Here is a 12,762-nt window from a genome sequence, read left to right as displayed (position 1 = left end):
ACATCGCCTGCACTAACACCTCGAACGAATTCATGCCCAAGACGCTAGACCAAACTCGCAACCCACCCCCGCGAGCCTGTGAAATTTGCGAATTCGCCCCTGTGGATAACTCTAAAACAGCGAGCTAGCGAGCCTCGTCCGCGCCGAAATCACGCGCGGGTCGTCGGGAGCAAGCAACGTCAACAGTTCAAGCAGACGCTCCTTCGCACGCGGCTCCGTCTTCACCATGCCGAGCAACTGATCGAAGGCGCCTTCTGGGTCCCCACCTACAAACTGCGCATCCGCGGCGAGCAGCTGCTGCTCCACCTCATCCACCGCGTCGCCGTCTCCGTCCTGGTCGTTGAGCCGCTTGAGCACGGCGACGGTGTTCTTGGCTTGTTTGACATCGGAGTTGGTGGGGTCGTCGGCAAGGATGGCGTCGTAAAGCGCAGTTGCGCGATCGAAGTCGCCGGCGTTGAGGGCGGCGGTGGCGTCGTCGAGACGCGGATCCTGCGCAGGCTCCTCGCCACCAAGCCCCTGGAGTTGGCCGCCAAGCTGGGCAACGATCTGGCCGATCCACTGCTTCAACTGGTCGGCCGGCTGATTGCCCTCAAAGTTGGCCACTGGGCGTCCTGCGGCAAGCGCAACCACGGTCGGCAGCACACGCACGCCGAGCATCTGTGCCACCTGCGGGGTGGCATCCGCGTCGATGTAGGCGACCATAAACTGCTGCTGCCCCGCCGCGAGCCGCTCGAACGTGGCCTTGAGCGCGACAGAATCTTCAGAACGGTCCGTACCCACCATGAGGATCACAGGGATCTGCTTGGAGCGCTCAAACGCAACCGCCTCGACGTTGGTGGCGTTGACGGTGACAAACGGCTGGAAGTCGCCAGGCTCAGGCTGCTGCGCCAGCGCGCCTAAGTCAATAGCGCCGCCGGTGAACTGCGGGTTGGTCATGCTAATCCTCCAGGTGCTTGTTCAGCGACTCGATCTTCTGGTGCAACATGTCCGTGTAGCCGGGCCGAATATCAGCCTTGACCACGAGCGACACGCGTGGAGAAACCTCCTCCACCGCCTGGGTGGCACGCTTAATCACGTCCATGACCTCGTCCCACTCGCCCTCGATGGTGGTGAACATGGCGGTGGTCTCGTGCGGCAGCCCGGACTCCCGGACGACCTTCACGGCGCGTGCCACGATGTCGGACATTTCGGCGTTGGAATTTTCCGTCAAGGTCGGTGCGACCGAAAACGCTGCAATCATGCGGCCCAGTCTAACGCCCGCTTATCGACGACCCCAGCAATGCTTATGCCAATGCCTCCGATCATCGACTCCCCTGCCGGAATCCCGCGGCCATGCCACCACATGCGACACACCGGGAGGAATGTTCTGGTTGCACCCTGGACAAATGTAGAACTTCGTTGCGGCTGCCGAGCCGATCTGGCGGACCTTGAATATCTCGCCGTTAGTCCATTTCGGCCCCTCCATCTCCTGGGTGCCGATAAAGGTCGACCCGTCACGTGGCAGGACGTAGCGCGGCGACTGGTACTGGCGGCGATTCTTGCGTGGCATTTAGAACAATCGCAGTTCGTTCGACTCGATGCCGCGCAGTTCGTCGTAGTCGAGGGTCACGCAATCGAATCCGCGGTCGCTGGCAAGCGTGCGCGCCTGCGGCTTGATCTCCTGGGCGGCGAACACGCCACGCACAGGCCGCAGCAACTCGTCGCGGTTGAGCAACTCGACGTAACGGGTGAGCTGCTCGACGCCGTCGATGCCACCGCGACGTTTCACCTCCACCGCAACCGTTCCGCCACGCGGGTCACGGGCCAAAATATCGACCGGGCCGATCGCAGTTGGGTACTCGCGGCGGACAAGTTCGTAGCCCTCGCCGAGCGTCGAAATGTGCTCAGCCAACAACTCCTGCAGGTGTGCCTCGACGCCATCCTTGACCAGGCCGGGATCGACGCCGAGGTCACGTGATTCGTCGAGAAGCACCTCTGCGATGGTGATACGCAGTTGCTCGCCCTTCGAATTCTCGACGATCCACAGCTCCTCACCAGTGTCATCGCCATCCATATCAACAACGTTTTCCACCCGCAGCGTGCACGGCGGCATCATCCAATTCAACGGCTTATACGCGCGGTCATCGGCGTGGACGGACACAGAGCCGTCCGCTTTCACCAGGATGAGACGCAGCGCTTCAGGCAGGTGGGCATCGAGGCGACCCACATAATCAACAGAACAACGGGCGATGACTAGACGCATGCGCCCAAGGGTACCGTTGCGACGAACGCCGCTAACGCTCGGTCTCTCGCTGGGCGCGCTCCTCAAGTGAGCGCATATCGGTGCGCTCGGCGCGTACGTCCGGGGCCGATTCAATCCACGAGATAAAACCCATCTGCGTGCGACGATCAGCAGCAAATTCGATACCGCCATCGGGCGAATCGACCTGCAGAATCTTCGCAATATCGGGCATAAACTGGCGCTCATCTGCCGTCACGTCCCGCAAGCCTGTGAATTGCAGCAGGCGTCGGTCCGCGACCATATCGTGCGTAAACGACAAAGAGCGCAGCTTGTAAAACAGCATGCGCTCCCCGTCGTACCTCAAGACACCATGGCGCCAGCCATGGATGCCTTCAGCCGGCATCTGGCGGATCATGGCACGGGAACCGCTACCGCGGACCATGCTGAACCGCCAAATGGCAGACGCCGCAAACGTGGCCACCACAAGCACAGCCACGGCAACGACGAACACCATTGTTTCAACCTCCAGACAGCGGGTAATGCGCAATATCTTAACGCCCTTTGTGTCTTTTATGCGCACGCTGCGCGAGTGGGGGCATAGAAAAACGCCCCCATCCGAATGTGTATCCGGATGGGGGCGCTGGTCAGGCCGGCGTTACGCCTTCCTCGGCGCAGCGACTAGTGCGCGTTGCGACGAACGGCCGCCAGCTCCGCCTCCGAGCGAGCCTGTACGACCCTGTCCTCGTTGTCGAGGTTGGACTCTGCGACGGCGGAGTCAACCTCGTCGGCGAAGATGGCGTAGTCCGCGAGGACTGTCACCTTGTCGCCGACAACGGAGAGGAACCCACCCTGTACGGCCGCGACGATACGCTCGCCGCCGATCGGGCGGATGGTTACCACACCGTTGTCCTTGAGCTGCCCCAAGAGCGGCTCGTGCCCAGGAAGGATACCGATCTCACCCTCCGTAGTCTGAGCGGTGACGATGCTTGCCGGACCTTTCCAGAGCAGGCGGTCAACCGAGACCAGTTGAGCGGTAAGTTCAGCCATGTTTCCTCCTACGCCTGCAGCTTCTTGTATGCAGCCTCGACGTCGTCCAAGCCACCCAGGCCGTTGAATGCCTGCTCTGGGTAGTGGTCGAACTCGCCCTCGCAGAGCTTGTCGAATGCGTCGATCGTCTCTTCGAGCGGGACGTAGGAACCCTCGTCGCCAGTGAACTTCTTAGCGACGAAGAAGTTCTGGCCCAGGAAGCGCTGGATCTTACGTGCGCGCTGCACGGTGATCTTGTCTTCCTCAGAGAGCTCGTCCATACCGAGGATGGCGATGATGTCCTGCAGTTCCTTGTTCTTCTGCAGAATGCCGATCACCTTCTGAGCGACGTTGTAGTGACGCTCGCCAACGATGCCCGGCTCAAGGATGCGCGACGTGGAGGTCAGCGGATCCACTGCCGGGTAGATGCCCTTCGACGCGATCGAACGGGAAAGCTCGGTGGTCGCATCGAGGTGGGCGAAGGTGGTTGCCGGAGCCGGGTCGGTGTAGTCGTCAGCCGGCACGTAAACAGCCTGCAGCGACGTAATCGAACGGCCCTTGGTCGAGGTAATGCGCTCCTGGAGCACACCCATCTCGTCGGCAAGAGTCGGCTGGTAACCCACGGCGGAAGGCATACGGCCCAGAAGGGTCGATACCTCGGAACCTGCCTGGGTGAAGCGGAAGATGTTGTCGATGAACAGCAGCACGTCCTGGTTCTGCACATCGCGGAAGTACTCCGCCATGGTCAGGCCGGACAGGGCCACGCGCATACGAACCCCTGGCGGCTCATCCATCTGGCCGAAGACAAGCGCGGTATCCGGAAGCACGCCCATGTCCTCCATCTCGAGGAACAGGTCGGTGCCCTCACGGGTGCGCTCGCCGACGCCGGCGAAGACCGAGGTACCGGAGAACTCGCGTGCAATACGCGTAATCATCTCCTGGATCAGAACGGTCTTACCAACACCTGCACCACCGAACAGGCCGATCTTGCCACCCTTAACGTACGGGGTGAGCAGGTCGATGACCTTAATACCGGTTTCGAGGATCTCGGTCTTACCTTCGAGGTCCTTGAAGGCCGGCGGCTCGCGGTGGATGCCCCAGCGCTCACCGGTCTGACCGACCGACGGGTCGTCCAGGCACTGGCCGAGTGCGTTGAACACGTGGCCCTTGACCTGGTCGCCGACCGGAACGGAGATCGGGTTGCCGGAGTCCGACACCTTGGCGCCACGGACGAGGCCGTCCGTCGGGGCCATGGCGATCGTGCGGACGAGGTTGTCACCCAGGAACTGGGCGACCTCGAGCACGATGGTGCGGGACATCTCGCCGAGGTCAATGTCGACCTCGAGAGCGTTGTACAGAGCGGGCAGCTCGCCACGCGGGAACTCCACGTCGACGACTGCACCAATGACGCGCACGACACGGCCGTTCTCAGAACCGCGCGGGTTCTGAGTGTTCTCGACCCGATCTGCGGTCTGGGTGTCGGCCTCAGGAAGCGCCGCACCCGCCAGATCGTCGTTGCGCTCATCAAAAGAGTGAGCAGTAGTCATGATTTAGTCACTTTCTCCACTACCGGACAGCGCACCAGCGCCGCCGATAATCTCGGTGATTTCCTGGGTGATCTTCGCCTGACGGACCTGGTTTGCCTCGCGAGACAAATCGTTGGCCAGTTCGGTGGCGTTATCGGTCGCATTCTTCATTGCCGTGCGGCGCGATGCCGACTCGGCGGCCGCTGCTTCCAGGAAGATCGAGTAGAGCAACCTGGAAACGTAGACCGGCAGCAGCTCATCCATGAGCGTGTCCGGGTCCGGTTCAAAGTTCATGTCCGGGCTGACTTCACCAGAGTTGGTCAGCATGTCTTCCTGTTCGTACTTGAACTCTTCCAGGACCGGCTCGATCGGCAGAAGCTGATCGACGCGTGCCTCCTGGGAAAGCATGGATACGAACTCGGTGTAGACAACGTGGACAACATCGAACCCGCGGACAGACTCGCCCGTTTCGCCGTTCTGGCGAAGCGGGACGGTGGCTTCGGAGCCAGCCATGTAGCCGTCGATGATCTGGTGGCGCACGTCGTGCGTGTCCTCCCAAGACGGCTGCTGCGAGAATCCGGTCCATGATCCCGCGACATCCATGTCACGGAACTTGAAGTGCGTCACGCCCTTATTACCGGTGACGTAACGAACCACCTCGTAACCTGCCTCGGTCAGCATGCGCTCAAGCTGCGCAGCCTTCTTCAGCACGTTGTGGTTGTAGCCGCCGGCCATACCGCGGTCAGAGGTGACCACGAGGATTGCCGCGACCCGGCCGTTCTCACGCTCGTGGAGCATGGGGTGGGCCAGGGAGCTCGCGGACGCGAGGCGTTCCATGACGTCTTTGAGCTCGTCGGCGTACGGCTTAGCCGCCTCGACGCGCTGCTGGGCCTTGGTGATCTGCGCGGTGGCGATCAGTTCCTGGGCCTTTGTAATTTTCTTCGTGGAGTTGACGGACCTGATGCGGTCACGCAATTCGCGAAGCGTTGCCATGGTGTTTCCTCCCTTCCTTTATGTAGTAGTCCTAGAACCGACTGGCACTAGGAGCGGCTGACGTTGAGCTGGTTCTTCGCAACCTGGCCGGAGTCGAGCGGCTCGTGCTCGGCCTCGCGGACAATGCGCTCGCCGGAGGATGCCTGGAAGTTACGTGCCAGGTCCTCGTTGACGCGGCGGATTGCGGCCTGCGAGTCGTCGTCAAGCTGCTTGCCACCAGCGATCTGGTCATAGACCTGCGGTGCATTGGCCTTGATGGCCTCGTGCAGCTCGGTCTCGTAGCGGCGGACGTCCTCAACGGGAACGACGTCGAAGACGCCTTCGTTGGCAGCCCAGATCGAGATGATCTGGAACTCCACCGGCTGCGGCGCGTGCTCGGACTGCTTGAGCAGCTCGACCAGGCGCTGGCCGCGCTCGAGCTGCTTCTTGGAAGCGGCGTCGAGGTCGGAAGCGAACGCAGCGAAGGCCTCGAGGTCACGGTATGCCGCGAGGTCCAGACGCAGGTTACCGGCAACCTTCTTCATGCCCTTGGTCTGTGCGGCGCCACCGACACGGGACACGGAGATACCCACGTCGATAGCCGGGCGCACGCCCTGGTTGAAGAGATCGGACTGGAGGAAGACCTGGCCGTCGGTAATCGAGATGACGTTGGTCGGAATGAAGGCACCGACGTCGTTCGCCTTGGTCTCGATGATCGGCAGTGCGGTCAGGGAGCCTGCGCCGAGCTCGTCGTTAAGCTTTGCGGCACGCTCCAGCAGGCGGGAGTGCAGGTAGAACACATCGCCCGGGTATGCCTCGCGGCCCGGCGGGCGGCGAAGCAGCAGCGAAATGGCACGGTATGCCTCTGCCTGCTTGGTCAGGTCATCGTAGATCACCAGGACGTGCTTGCCCTGGTACATCCAGTGCTGGCCCAGTGCTGCACCGGAGAACGGTGCGAGCCACTTAAAGCCTGCGGAGTCGGATGCCGGAGCAGCCACGATCGTGGTGTACTCCAGCGCACCGGCCTCCTCCAGCGTCTGGCGAACGCCAGCGATGGTGGAGCCCTTCTGGCCGACGGCGACGTAGATGCAGCGCACCTGCTTCGACGGATCGCCGGTCTCCCAGAACTCCTTCTGGTTCAAAATGGTGTCGATGCAGACCGCGGTCTTACCGGTCTTGCGGTCACCAATGACGAGCTGGCGCTGGCCGCGGCCGATCGGGGTCATGGCGTCAATCGCCTTCATGCCCGTCTGCAGCGGCTCTTCGACCGGCTGGCGGTCGAGAACGCCTGCGGCCTGGAGTTCCAGTGCACGCTCTTCGTCGGATTCGATTGGGCCAAGGCCGTCAATCGGCTGACCCAGGGGGTTAATCACGCGGCCGAGGAAGTTCTCGCCGACCGGGATGGAGAGGACCTCGCCGGTCCGCTTGACTTCGTCGCCCTCGGAAAGGGTCTCGAAGTTACCCAGCACCACGACACCGATGGAATCGGTCTCAAGGTTCTGGGCGACGCCGATGACGCCGTTGGGGAACTCGAGCAGCTCGTTCGTCATGCAGCCCGGCAGCCCAGAAACCTGGGCAATACCGTCTGCGGCCGAAGTCACCACGCCGACCTCCTCACGGGAGGCCTCCGCAGAGTAGCTCGAGGTGTAGTTCGCTATCGCGCTACGGATCTCATCGGAGGAGATCGTCAGCTCCGCCATGTTCTTCCTGCTCTCGGTAGTTTTATCCAGCATATTGTTAATTATTTAGCCGCCTGGGCTGCCATATCGGTACGGAGACGCTCGATCTTGCCGCGCGTCGAACCGTCGATGACTTCATCGCCCACGCGAACCACCATTCCGCCGAGGAGGCTGGGGTCAACCTCAGAGTGGATGGCGATCTCGCGGCCGTAAATCTGCTCCAGCTTGCGGGCCAGTGCGTCACGCTGAGTGTCGTTCAACGCCTCAGCGGTCTTCACACGTGCAACCGACTTGCCGCGCATCTCTGCAACGTTCTCCGCCAGTGCGGCGAGATCGTCGACAGGGTTGTGGTGCGGCCGGCCGATGACCTGCAGGGCCAGGGCCTCGGTGAACATTGTCACCTTGCCGTAAATCACGCTAGCTAGCAGTCCGCGCTTCTGCGCAGCGGTTGCGGTGCGGTCGGACAGGAGCTGGGTGAGCTCTTTTTCGTCCTCAAGGAGGACCGACAGTTGGTAGAGCTCGTTTTCGACCTGCTCCAACTGGCCCTGTTCCTGTGCACCCTTCTGCAGTGCGAAACGGCCCAGGTTGATCAGACCTGCGCGGAATTCGCGCGGGGTCGACCACTCCTGCTCCGCTGCTGCGGTGAGGATGTTCAGGGTGGGCTCCGCCACCTTGCCACCGAAAACGTCCTTGACAATGCCGGCGCGCTGGCCTGCTTCAAGCGACGTGTCGGCGATTGCCACGCGCAGGGCACGTTCGGTATCGAGCTGGTCCACGATGAGGAACAGTTCGGTACCGATCTGTGCTGCAGTGGCGACTGCGTTGTCGGCGCTGCCGATCAGCGATTCGAGCTGACCGGTGACGTGCGACTGTGCTTCGCGACTAGCTGCCTTCATCTCGCCTACTTTCTCGTCGAGACGTGATCGAGCTCGGAGAGGAACTCATCGATCGTGTTCGAGCGACGGGTCGTGTCCGACAGCTCGGTGCCCAGCAGACGCTCTGCCAGCGAGATGGAGTTTTGGCCCATCTCGTTGCGCAGTTCTGCGACAACCTGGTCGCGAGCTGCTTGCAGTTGCTTTTCGCCAGCCTCGATGATGCGGCGGGCTTCCTCCTCGGCACGGGCACGGGACTCTGCCTCGATTTCCTTGCCGCGGGCACGCGCTGCCTCACGGATCTCGGCGGCCTCATGGCGCGCCTCCGCAAGTTCAGCGTTGTTCTTCTCCAGGGCAGCCTTGGCTTCCTTTTGGGCGACTTCAGCACGCTCAATGCCGCCCTTGATTCGGTCTTCGCGCTCTGCCAGCACTTCCTGGAACTTCGGAATAACGAACTTCCAGAAAAGCAGGCCGATAATGATGAAAACGACAAGAGACCAAACCACGTCGTACGCGGCCGGGAAGAGAATGGATGGTTCATTCTCGAGCGGCAGCGTCTCGGAGCCTTCTGCGGCTACGAGGAATGCAGTGACGTTAGTCATTGGTTGCTCCTGATCTAAAAATGGACGGGGTTACTCGTTCTTGTTTTTAGAACAGGAAGCCGGCAACGAGGCCGATCAGGGCAAGTGCCTCAACGAAGGCGATACCCAGGAACATGGTGGTACGGAGCTGGCCAGCCATCTCCGGCTGACGTGCCATGCCCTCGACGGTCTTGCCGACGAGGATGCCGATGCCGAGGCCCGGGCCGATGGTTGCAAGGCCGTAGCCGATGGTGCCGAGACCCTCGTAGCGGTTCACGGTCTCCGCTGCCTGAGCAAGAATGATGTCGTTCATGTGAAAGTCGTTCCCTTTCTAGGTGCCTCCCCGCTAGGCCGCGGGAAAGCGTGTGACAGATGTTGGGGGTTATTCAGTTGGCCGTGTGTGGTCGCGCTTTGTTAGTGCGCATCCGCGTGCAGCGACAGCTCGATGTACACCGCAGTCAGCAGCGCGAAGATGTACGCCTGCAGGAAGATGATGATCAACTCGTATGCGGTGAACAGCAGTGCTGCGATCAGGGTCAGGCCACTCACTGTCGTCCATGCGTTCAGCTGCCAGAAGAAGAAGTTCGTGGCGGAGTAGAGCAGGACAAGAATGATGTGGCCAGCCAGGAAGTTCGCCATAAGACGAAGCGCCAGGGTGACCGGACGCAGAATGAACGTCGAGAAGAACTCGATCGGCACCACGAGAATGTGGAGCGCCGGCGGAAGGCCGGGGATGACGGTCGAGTGCTTGAAGTACGCAGCGCCATAACGCTTGACGCCGGCGTAAATCATTGCAATGTAGGCCGCAACTGCCAGCACGACCGGCATGCCGATACGCGCGTTAGGCGAGATGTTGAGGCCTGGGATGATCGTCGCCGCGTTCATGAACAGAATGGAGAAGAAGATGGTGCACAGCAGCGGCAGGAACCGCTTGCCGTCCTTCTTGCCCAAGGTGTCTTCCGCGATGTGAATGCGGACGAAGTCGACGCCGATCTCGGCGAAATTCTGCAGGCCCTTCGGAACCAGCTTCGGGTTCCTAAAGGCGATAACAAAGAGGAGCACCAGGATCGCCGCAATTAGGAGGCGGACGAGCATGATGCGGTCCAGTGCGAACCACCCATTGGCAAATTCCTCACCAATGATATGGCCGTACGTTTGCCCCGGGAAAAATTCTGGACCAAGCGCAGGTGCGTGAAACTCACCCTTCATGGCCAAAGTTGTAACGCTCAGCGTTCTCTCCCGTTCTCGGGCCGCTCCCCGGTTCCCCGGAGGGCGGTGCGATGGACGTCTTCATCAGGCTGCCTCCGCGGCGGACTCCGTCGCACATCTGCTTCCGCGGGGCAGGGGATGTCGTTCCCCGGCCGGTTTCGCCTGCACATCAGGGGTAACGCCAGCCTGGAACAAACCCAGCGGATATCCTAACAGGACATCAGGAGAATGTGGGTTTTACCTGTGCCATTGTCCCCCCACCAAGGTGACTTTTAAGGGTTTTTACCCCTAATCACCCAGCTTGCACGGCTTTCTAGCGGATTGTTAGGTCTGTCACAGGGTCCCCACACTCTGTGTTAGTTGAGGTACGTGGTGCGTGTGGTGAGCACACCCCAGGCTTCGGCGGCGAGTGCAACGACGAGTGCTGCGATCGTCGTCACGCCAAATGCTCGATGGTCGTAGAAGTCGAATCCACGGATCCACAGCAGGAAGATTGCGAGCAGCCCCATCTTCAGTAGCCAGCCGCCGAGGACAACTGCCATGGTGGTGTTTGGGGATGAGTTTGAGGTTGCGAGGACAGACACCGTGGTTGCGAGTACGAACGCACCGCCGACGGCGACTCCCATCAGCGCGGCCCAGATGCCGGGCAGTTCGCGGGTCGCGCCCCATGCCATGAGCGAGACGACCGTAAGCACGACGAGTGCCCATCCCGCGACCTTCAGTGCGCGGATGAGCGGCTGACGATGATCACTGACCTGGGACGTGTCATTGACTTCGAGCGGTTCCATGCTGGGTCATCCTACAGACTGAGCAGGGTTGCTTTTCGACGACGCCACCGCACCGTCCCCACCACGCCGCGGGCCAATCTTGCCTTCCGCAAGTGGAACCAGAGTGAGCACGAAAGAAAAAACAAGCGCGACAACGGTGAAGATCACTGCGATGCGCACCGGCACGACGGAAAAACTGACCGCGCCGAAGGCGACGGCGGAGACCCACAGGTACAGCACCAGAACAGTGCGGCGGTGCGTATGCCCAAGGCGGAGCAAACGGTGATGGATATGGCCTGCGTCTGCCTGGAACGGGCTTTGGCCGCGGGCTGTTCGTCGCACAACGGCCCAAATCAGGTCGAGGACCGGCAGGGCAATCGCGGCGAGCACGACGATGATCGGGCTAATGAGTGCTACCAGGTCTGCGGCCCCGTAGAGCGACATGTTGATCTTGCCCGATGCGGAGATCGACGCTGCGGCAAGCAGCAGCCCGATGAGCATGGCACCGGAGTCCCCCATGAAGATGCGCGCCGGTTCGAAGTTGTGGGGCAAAAAGCCGGCGCAGATACCGACGAGCAACGTGCAGATAATCGCCGGCGGGTACGCGGAGACCGCCCCGCCCTGGTCATGGAGAACTGACAGCGAATAGACGAGGATCGCCATCCCGGCGATCATGCCCAGCCCTGCGGCGAGTCCGTCGATGCCGTCAACGAAATTCACTGCGTTGATCAGCAGCACAGTAAACAGCGCACTCAAGACCATGCCCTGGACTTCGTCCAAAATCAGGGTGGTGCCCTCCCCGATTGGTACGTAAAACACCGTAAAGGCAATCCCCAAGATGGACATGATGATCGCAGCAGCGAATTGCCCGATGAGTTTGGGTAACGCGCCGAGCTCGTAGAGGTCGTCCACAATCCCGACAGCAACGACGGCGGCACCGCCGACGAGCACTGCAGTCATCTCTGGGGTGACTGGAGCGAACCCGCGGGTCAGTGCGGGCAGTTGCTGCGCGAGAACAAACGCGCCAGCAAACCCTGTAAACATGGCCAGCCCACCGAGCGACGGTGTTGGCTGGGTGTGAACGTCGCGCTGGCGGATCTCCGCGACGCGTCCTGTGCGCACGAGAGCTGAACGCACCACACCTGTGGCCAGGTACGTGATCGCAGCCGCGACGAGTAGCACGAGTGCGAGCTCGCGAAGTGGCACACCAGCTCCGGACATCCCCTGAAAACTCCCCCGCTACTTTCGACGCAACGACTCTGGGTCAAGCCCTAAGACTTCACCAATGCGCTCGACCGGGATCGCGCCTTCGCGCAAAATCACCGGCTGAGGCTTCGAAATATCAATGATGGTCGAAGGAGTGCCAACCTCGGCCTCTCCCCCGTCGAGGTACACACCAATCGCATCGCCGAACTGCGCCTTGGCCTCTGCTGCGGTCTGTGCCGGCGGGTTGCCAGAGATGTTGGCAGACGACACCGCCATCGGTCCAGTTTCTTGCAACAGTTCAAGTGCGAGCGGCTGGTTCGGCATGCGTAGCAGCACGGTGCCACGTGTATCGCCAAGATTCCACGGCAGACTCGGCGCCTCAGGCACGACGATGGACAACCCACCTGGCCAGAACGCCTCCACGAGTGTCTTCGCGGTGTCGGAAAACTCCCGCACGAGCCCCTGGATGGTCGACCAGCTGCCCACGAGCACCGGCACAGGCATGTCGGGGCCACGGCGCTTGGTAGCCAACAGCGTGGCTACGGCGTCGTTGTTGAAGGCGTCGCAGCCGATTCCGTAGACGGTGTCTGTCGGCAGGACGACGCAACGGCCGGCTCGCACAGCGTCCGCGGCCGCGCGCACCGCGTCGTCGCGAACCTGCGGATCAAGGCAGTTATAGATCGCGGACATAGTGCTCCTTCAT

16 protein-coding genes are annotated in these 12,762 nt (G+C 61.5%); all 16 read right to left on the bottom strand.

Features of this window, described 5'->3' with window-relative positions; all coding sequences use genetic code 11:
* Positions 1-111: 111 nt before the first annotated feature.
* Positions 112-936 carry a tetratricopeptide repeat protein gene (locus tag HMPREF2734_RS05785; RefSeq protein WP_070482814.1) on the bottom strand — a complete coding sequence of 275 codons (825 nt, stop codon included), beginning with the start codon at positions 934-936 and terminating at the stop codon, positions 112-114.
* 1 nt (position 937) lies between these two features.
* A complete protein-coding gene (locus tag HMPREF2734_RS05780; RefSeq protein WP_070452229.1) occupies positions 938-1,240 on the bottom strand; it encodes an MTH1187 family thiamine-binding protein in 303 nt (100 codons plus the stop codon).
* 21 nt (positions 1,241-1,261) lie between these two features.
* Positions 1,262-1,549, bottom strand: a complete 288-nt coding sequence (locus HMPREF2734_RS11560) for a hypothetical protein (protein WP_070421850.1) — start codon at positions 1,547-1,549, stop codon at positions 1,262-1,264.
* Positions 1,550-2,242: an endonuclease NucS gene (gene nucS / locus HMPREF2734_RS05775; RefSeq protein ID WP_070452226.1), complete on the bottom strand. Its 693-nt coding sequence runs from the start codon at positions 2,240-2,242 to the stop codon at positions 1,550-1,552.
* A 31-nt stretch (positions 2,243-2,273) separates the two neighbouring features.
* A complete protein-coding gene (locus HMPREF2734_RS05770; RefSeq protein ID WP_083279365.1) occupies positions 2,274-2,735 on the bottom strand; it encodes a DUF2550 domain-containing protein in 462 nt (153 codons plus the stop codon).
* Positions 2,736-2,899: 164 nt separating this feature from the next.
* Positions 2,900-3,268: a F0F1 ATP synthase subunit epsilon gene (locus HMPREF2734_RS05765; RefSeq protein WP_070569891.1), complete on the bottom strand. Its 369-nt coding sequence runs from the start codon at positions 3,266-3,268 to the stop codon at positions 2,900-2,902.
* A gap of 8 nt (positions 3,269-3,276) precedes the next feature.
* On the bottom strand, positions 3,277-4,794 hold the full coding sequence (gene atpD / locus HMPREF2734_RS05760) for a F0F1 ATP synthase subunit beta (RefSeq protein WP_224212800.1): 1,518 nt from the start codon (positions 4,792-4,794) through the stop codon (positions 3,277-3,279).
* Between the two features lie 3 nt (positions 4,795-4,797).
* Complete coding sequence (locus HMPREF2734_RS05755; RefSeq protein WP_070421847.1) at positions 4,798-5,766, bottom strand: F0F1 ATP synthase subunit gamma; 969 nt, start codon at positions 5,764-5,766, stop codon at positions 4,798-4,800.
* 47 nt (positions 5,767-5,813) lie between these two features.
* Positions 5,814-7,478: a F0F1 ATP synthase subunit alpha gene (atpA, locus tag HMPREF2734_RS05750; protein ID WP_070421846.1), complete on the bottom strand. Its 1,665-nt coding sequence runs from the start codon at positions 7,476-7,478 to the stop codon at positions 5,814-5,816.
* Positions 7,479-7,486: 8 nt separating this feature from the next.
* Positions 7,487-8,320 carry a F0F1 ATP synthase subunit delta gene (locus HMPREF2734_RS05745; RefSeq protein ID WP_070452223.1) on the bottom strand — a complete coding sequence of 278 codons (834 nt, stop codon included), beginning with the start codon at positions 8,318-8,320 and terminating at the stop codon, positions 7,487-7,489.
* Positions 8,321-8,325: 5 nt separating this feature from the next.
* A complete protein-coding gene (locus HMPREF2734_RS05740) occupies positions 8,326-8,898 on the bottom strand; it encodes a F0F1 ATP synthase subunit B (protein WP_070569889.1) in 573 nt (190 codons plus the stop codon).
* A 46-nt stretch (positions 8,899-8,944) separates the two neighbouring features.
* Positions 8,945-9,190: an ATP synthase F0 subunit C gene (locus HMPREF2734_RS05735; protein WP_042406503.1), complete on the bottom strand. Its 246-nt coding sequence runs from the start codon at positions 9,188-9,190 to the stop codon at positions 8,945-8,947.
* Positions 9,191-9,291: 101 nt separating this feature from the next.
* Positions 9,292-10,086: a F0F1 ATP synthase subunit A gene (gene atpB / locus HMPREF2734_RS05730; RefSeq protein WP_070421843.1), complete on the bottom strand. Its 795-nt coding sequence runs from the start codon at positions 10,084-10,086 to the stop codon at positions 9,292-9,294.
* Positions 10,087-10,442: 356 nt separating this feature from the next.
* Positions 10,443-10,874, bottom strand: coding sequence for a Cg1360 family ATP-synthase-associated protein (locus HMPREF2734_RS05725; protein WP_070421842.1), 432 nt, complete (start codon positions 10,872-10,874; stop codon positions 10,443-10,445).
* A 6-nt stretch (positions 10,875-10,880) separates the two neighbouring features.
* Positions 10,881-12,074, bottom strand: coding sequence for an MraY family glycosyltransferase (locus HMPREF2734_RS05720; protein WP_070421841.1), 1,194 nt, complete (start codon positions 12,072-12,074; stop codon positions 10,881-10,883).
* 18 nt (positions 12,075-12,092) lie between these two features.
* Entirely contained in the window at positions 12,093-12,749 is a 657-nt protein-coding gene (locus HMPREF2734_RS05715; RefSeq protein ID WP_070421840.1) for an L-threonylcarbamoyladenylate synthase, read from the bottom strand.
* Positions 12,750-12,762 lie beyond the last annotated feature (13 nt).

The organism is Corynebacterium sp. HMSC055D05 (assembly GCF_001810365.1).
Classification (GTDB): domain Bacteria; phylum Actinomycetota; class Actinomycetes; order Mycobacteriales; family Mycobacteriaceae; genus Corynebacterium; species Corynebacterium coyleae.
Note: the sequence above shows the minus strand (reverse complement) of the source record. Positions and strands in the feature narration are given on the sequence as shown.

Bases quoted from the DNA above. Each gene is read 5' to 3' on its own strand.
- HMPREF2734_RS05780 (WP_070452229.1), bottom strand. From the start codon at position 1,240: ATGATTGCAGCGTTTTCGGTCGCACCGACCTTGACGGAAAATTCCAAC.
- HMPREF2734_RS05715 (WP_070421840.1), bottom strand. From the start codon at position 12,749: ATGTCCGCGATCTATAACTGCCTTGATCCGCAGGTTCGCGACGACGCG.
- HMPREF2734_RS05725 (WP_070421842.1), bottom strand. From the start codon at position 10,874: ATGGAACCGCTCGAAGTCAATGACACGTCCCAGGTCAGTGATCATCGT.
- HMPREF2734_RS05765 (WP_070569891.1), bottom strand. From the start codon at position 3,268: ATGGCTGAACTTACCGCTCAACTGGTCTCGGTTGACCGCCTGCTCTGG.
- HMPREF2734_RS05785 (WP_070482814.1), bottom strand. From the start codon at position 936: ATGACCAACCCGCAGTTCACCGGCGGCGCTATTGACTTAGGCGCGCTG.
- HMPREF2734_RS11560 (WP_070421850.1), bottom strand. From the start codon at position 1,549: ATGCCACGCAAGAATCGCCGCCAGTACCAGTCGCCGCGCTACGTCCTG.
- HMPREF2734_RS05735 (WP_042406503.1), bottom strand. From the start codon at position 9,190: ATGAACGACATCATTCTTGCTCAGGCAGCGGAGACCGTGAACCGCTAC.
- HMPREF2734_RS05740 (WP_070569889.1), bottom strand. From the start codon at position 8,898: ATGACTAACGTCACTGCATTCCTCGTAGCCGCAGAAGGCTCCGAGACG.
- HMPREF2734_RS05720 (WP_070421841.1), bottom strand. From the start codon at position 12,074: ATGTCCGGAGCTGGTGTGCCACTTCGCGAGCTCGCACTCGTGCTACTC.
- atpA (WP_070421846.1), bottom strand. From the start codon at position 7,478: ATGCTGGATAAAACTACCGAGAGCAGGAAGAACATGGCGGAGCTGACG.
- atpD (WP_224212800.1), bottom strand. From the start codon at position 4,794: ATGACTACTGCTCACTCTTTTGATGAGCGCAACGACGATCTGGCGGGT.
- HMPREF2734_RS05770 (WP_083279365.1), bottom strand. From the start codon at position 2,735: ATGGTGTTCGTCGTTGCCGTGGCTGTGCTTGTGGTGGCCACGTTTGCG.
- nucS (WP_070452226.1), bottom strand. From the start codon at position 2,242: ATGCGTCTAGTCATCGCCCGTTGTTCTGTTGATTATGTGGGTCGCCTC.
- HMPREF2734_RS05745 (WP_070452223.1), bottom strand. From the start codon at position 8,320: ATGAAGGCAGCTAGTCGCGAAGCACAGTCGCACGTCACCGGTCAGCTC.
- HMPREF2734_RS05755 (WP_070421847.1), bottom strand. From the start codon at position 5,766: ATGGCAACGCTTCGCGAATTGCGTGACCGCATCAGGTCCGTCAACTCC.
- atpB (WP_070421843.1), bottom strand. From the start codon at position 10,086: ATGAAGGGTGAGTTTCACGCACCTGCGCTTGGTCCAGAATTTTTCCCG.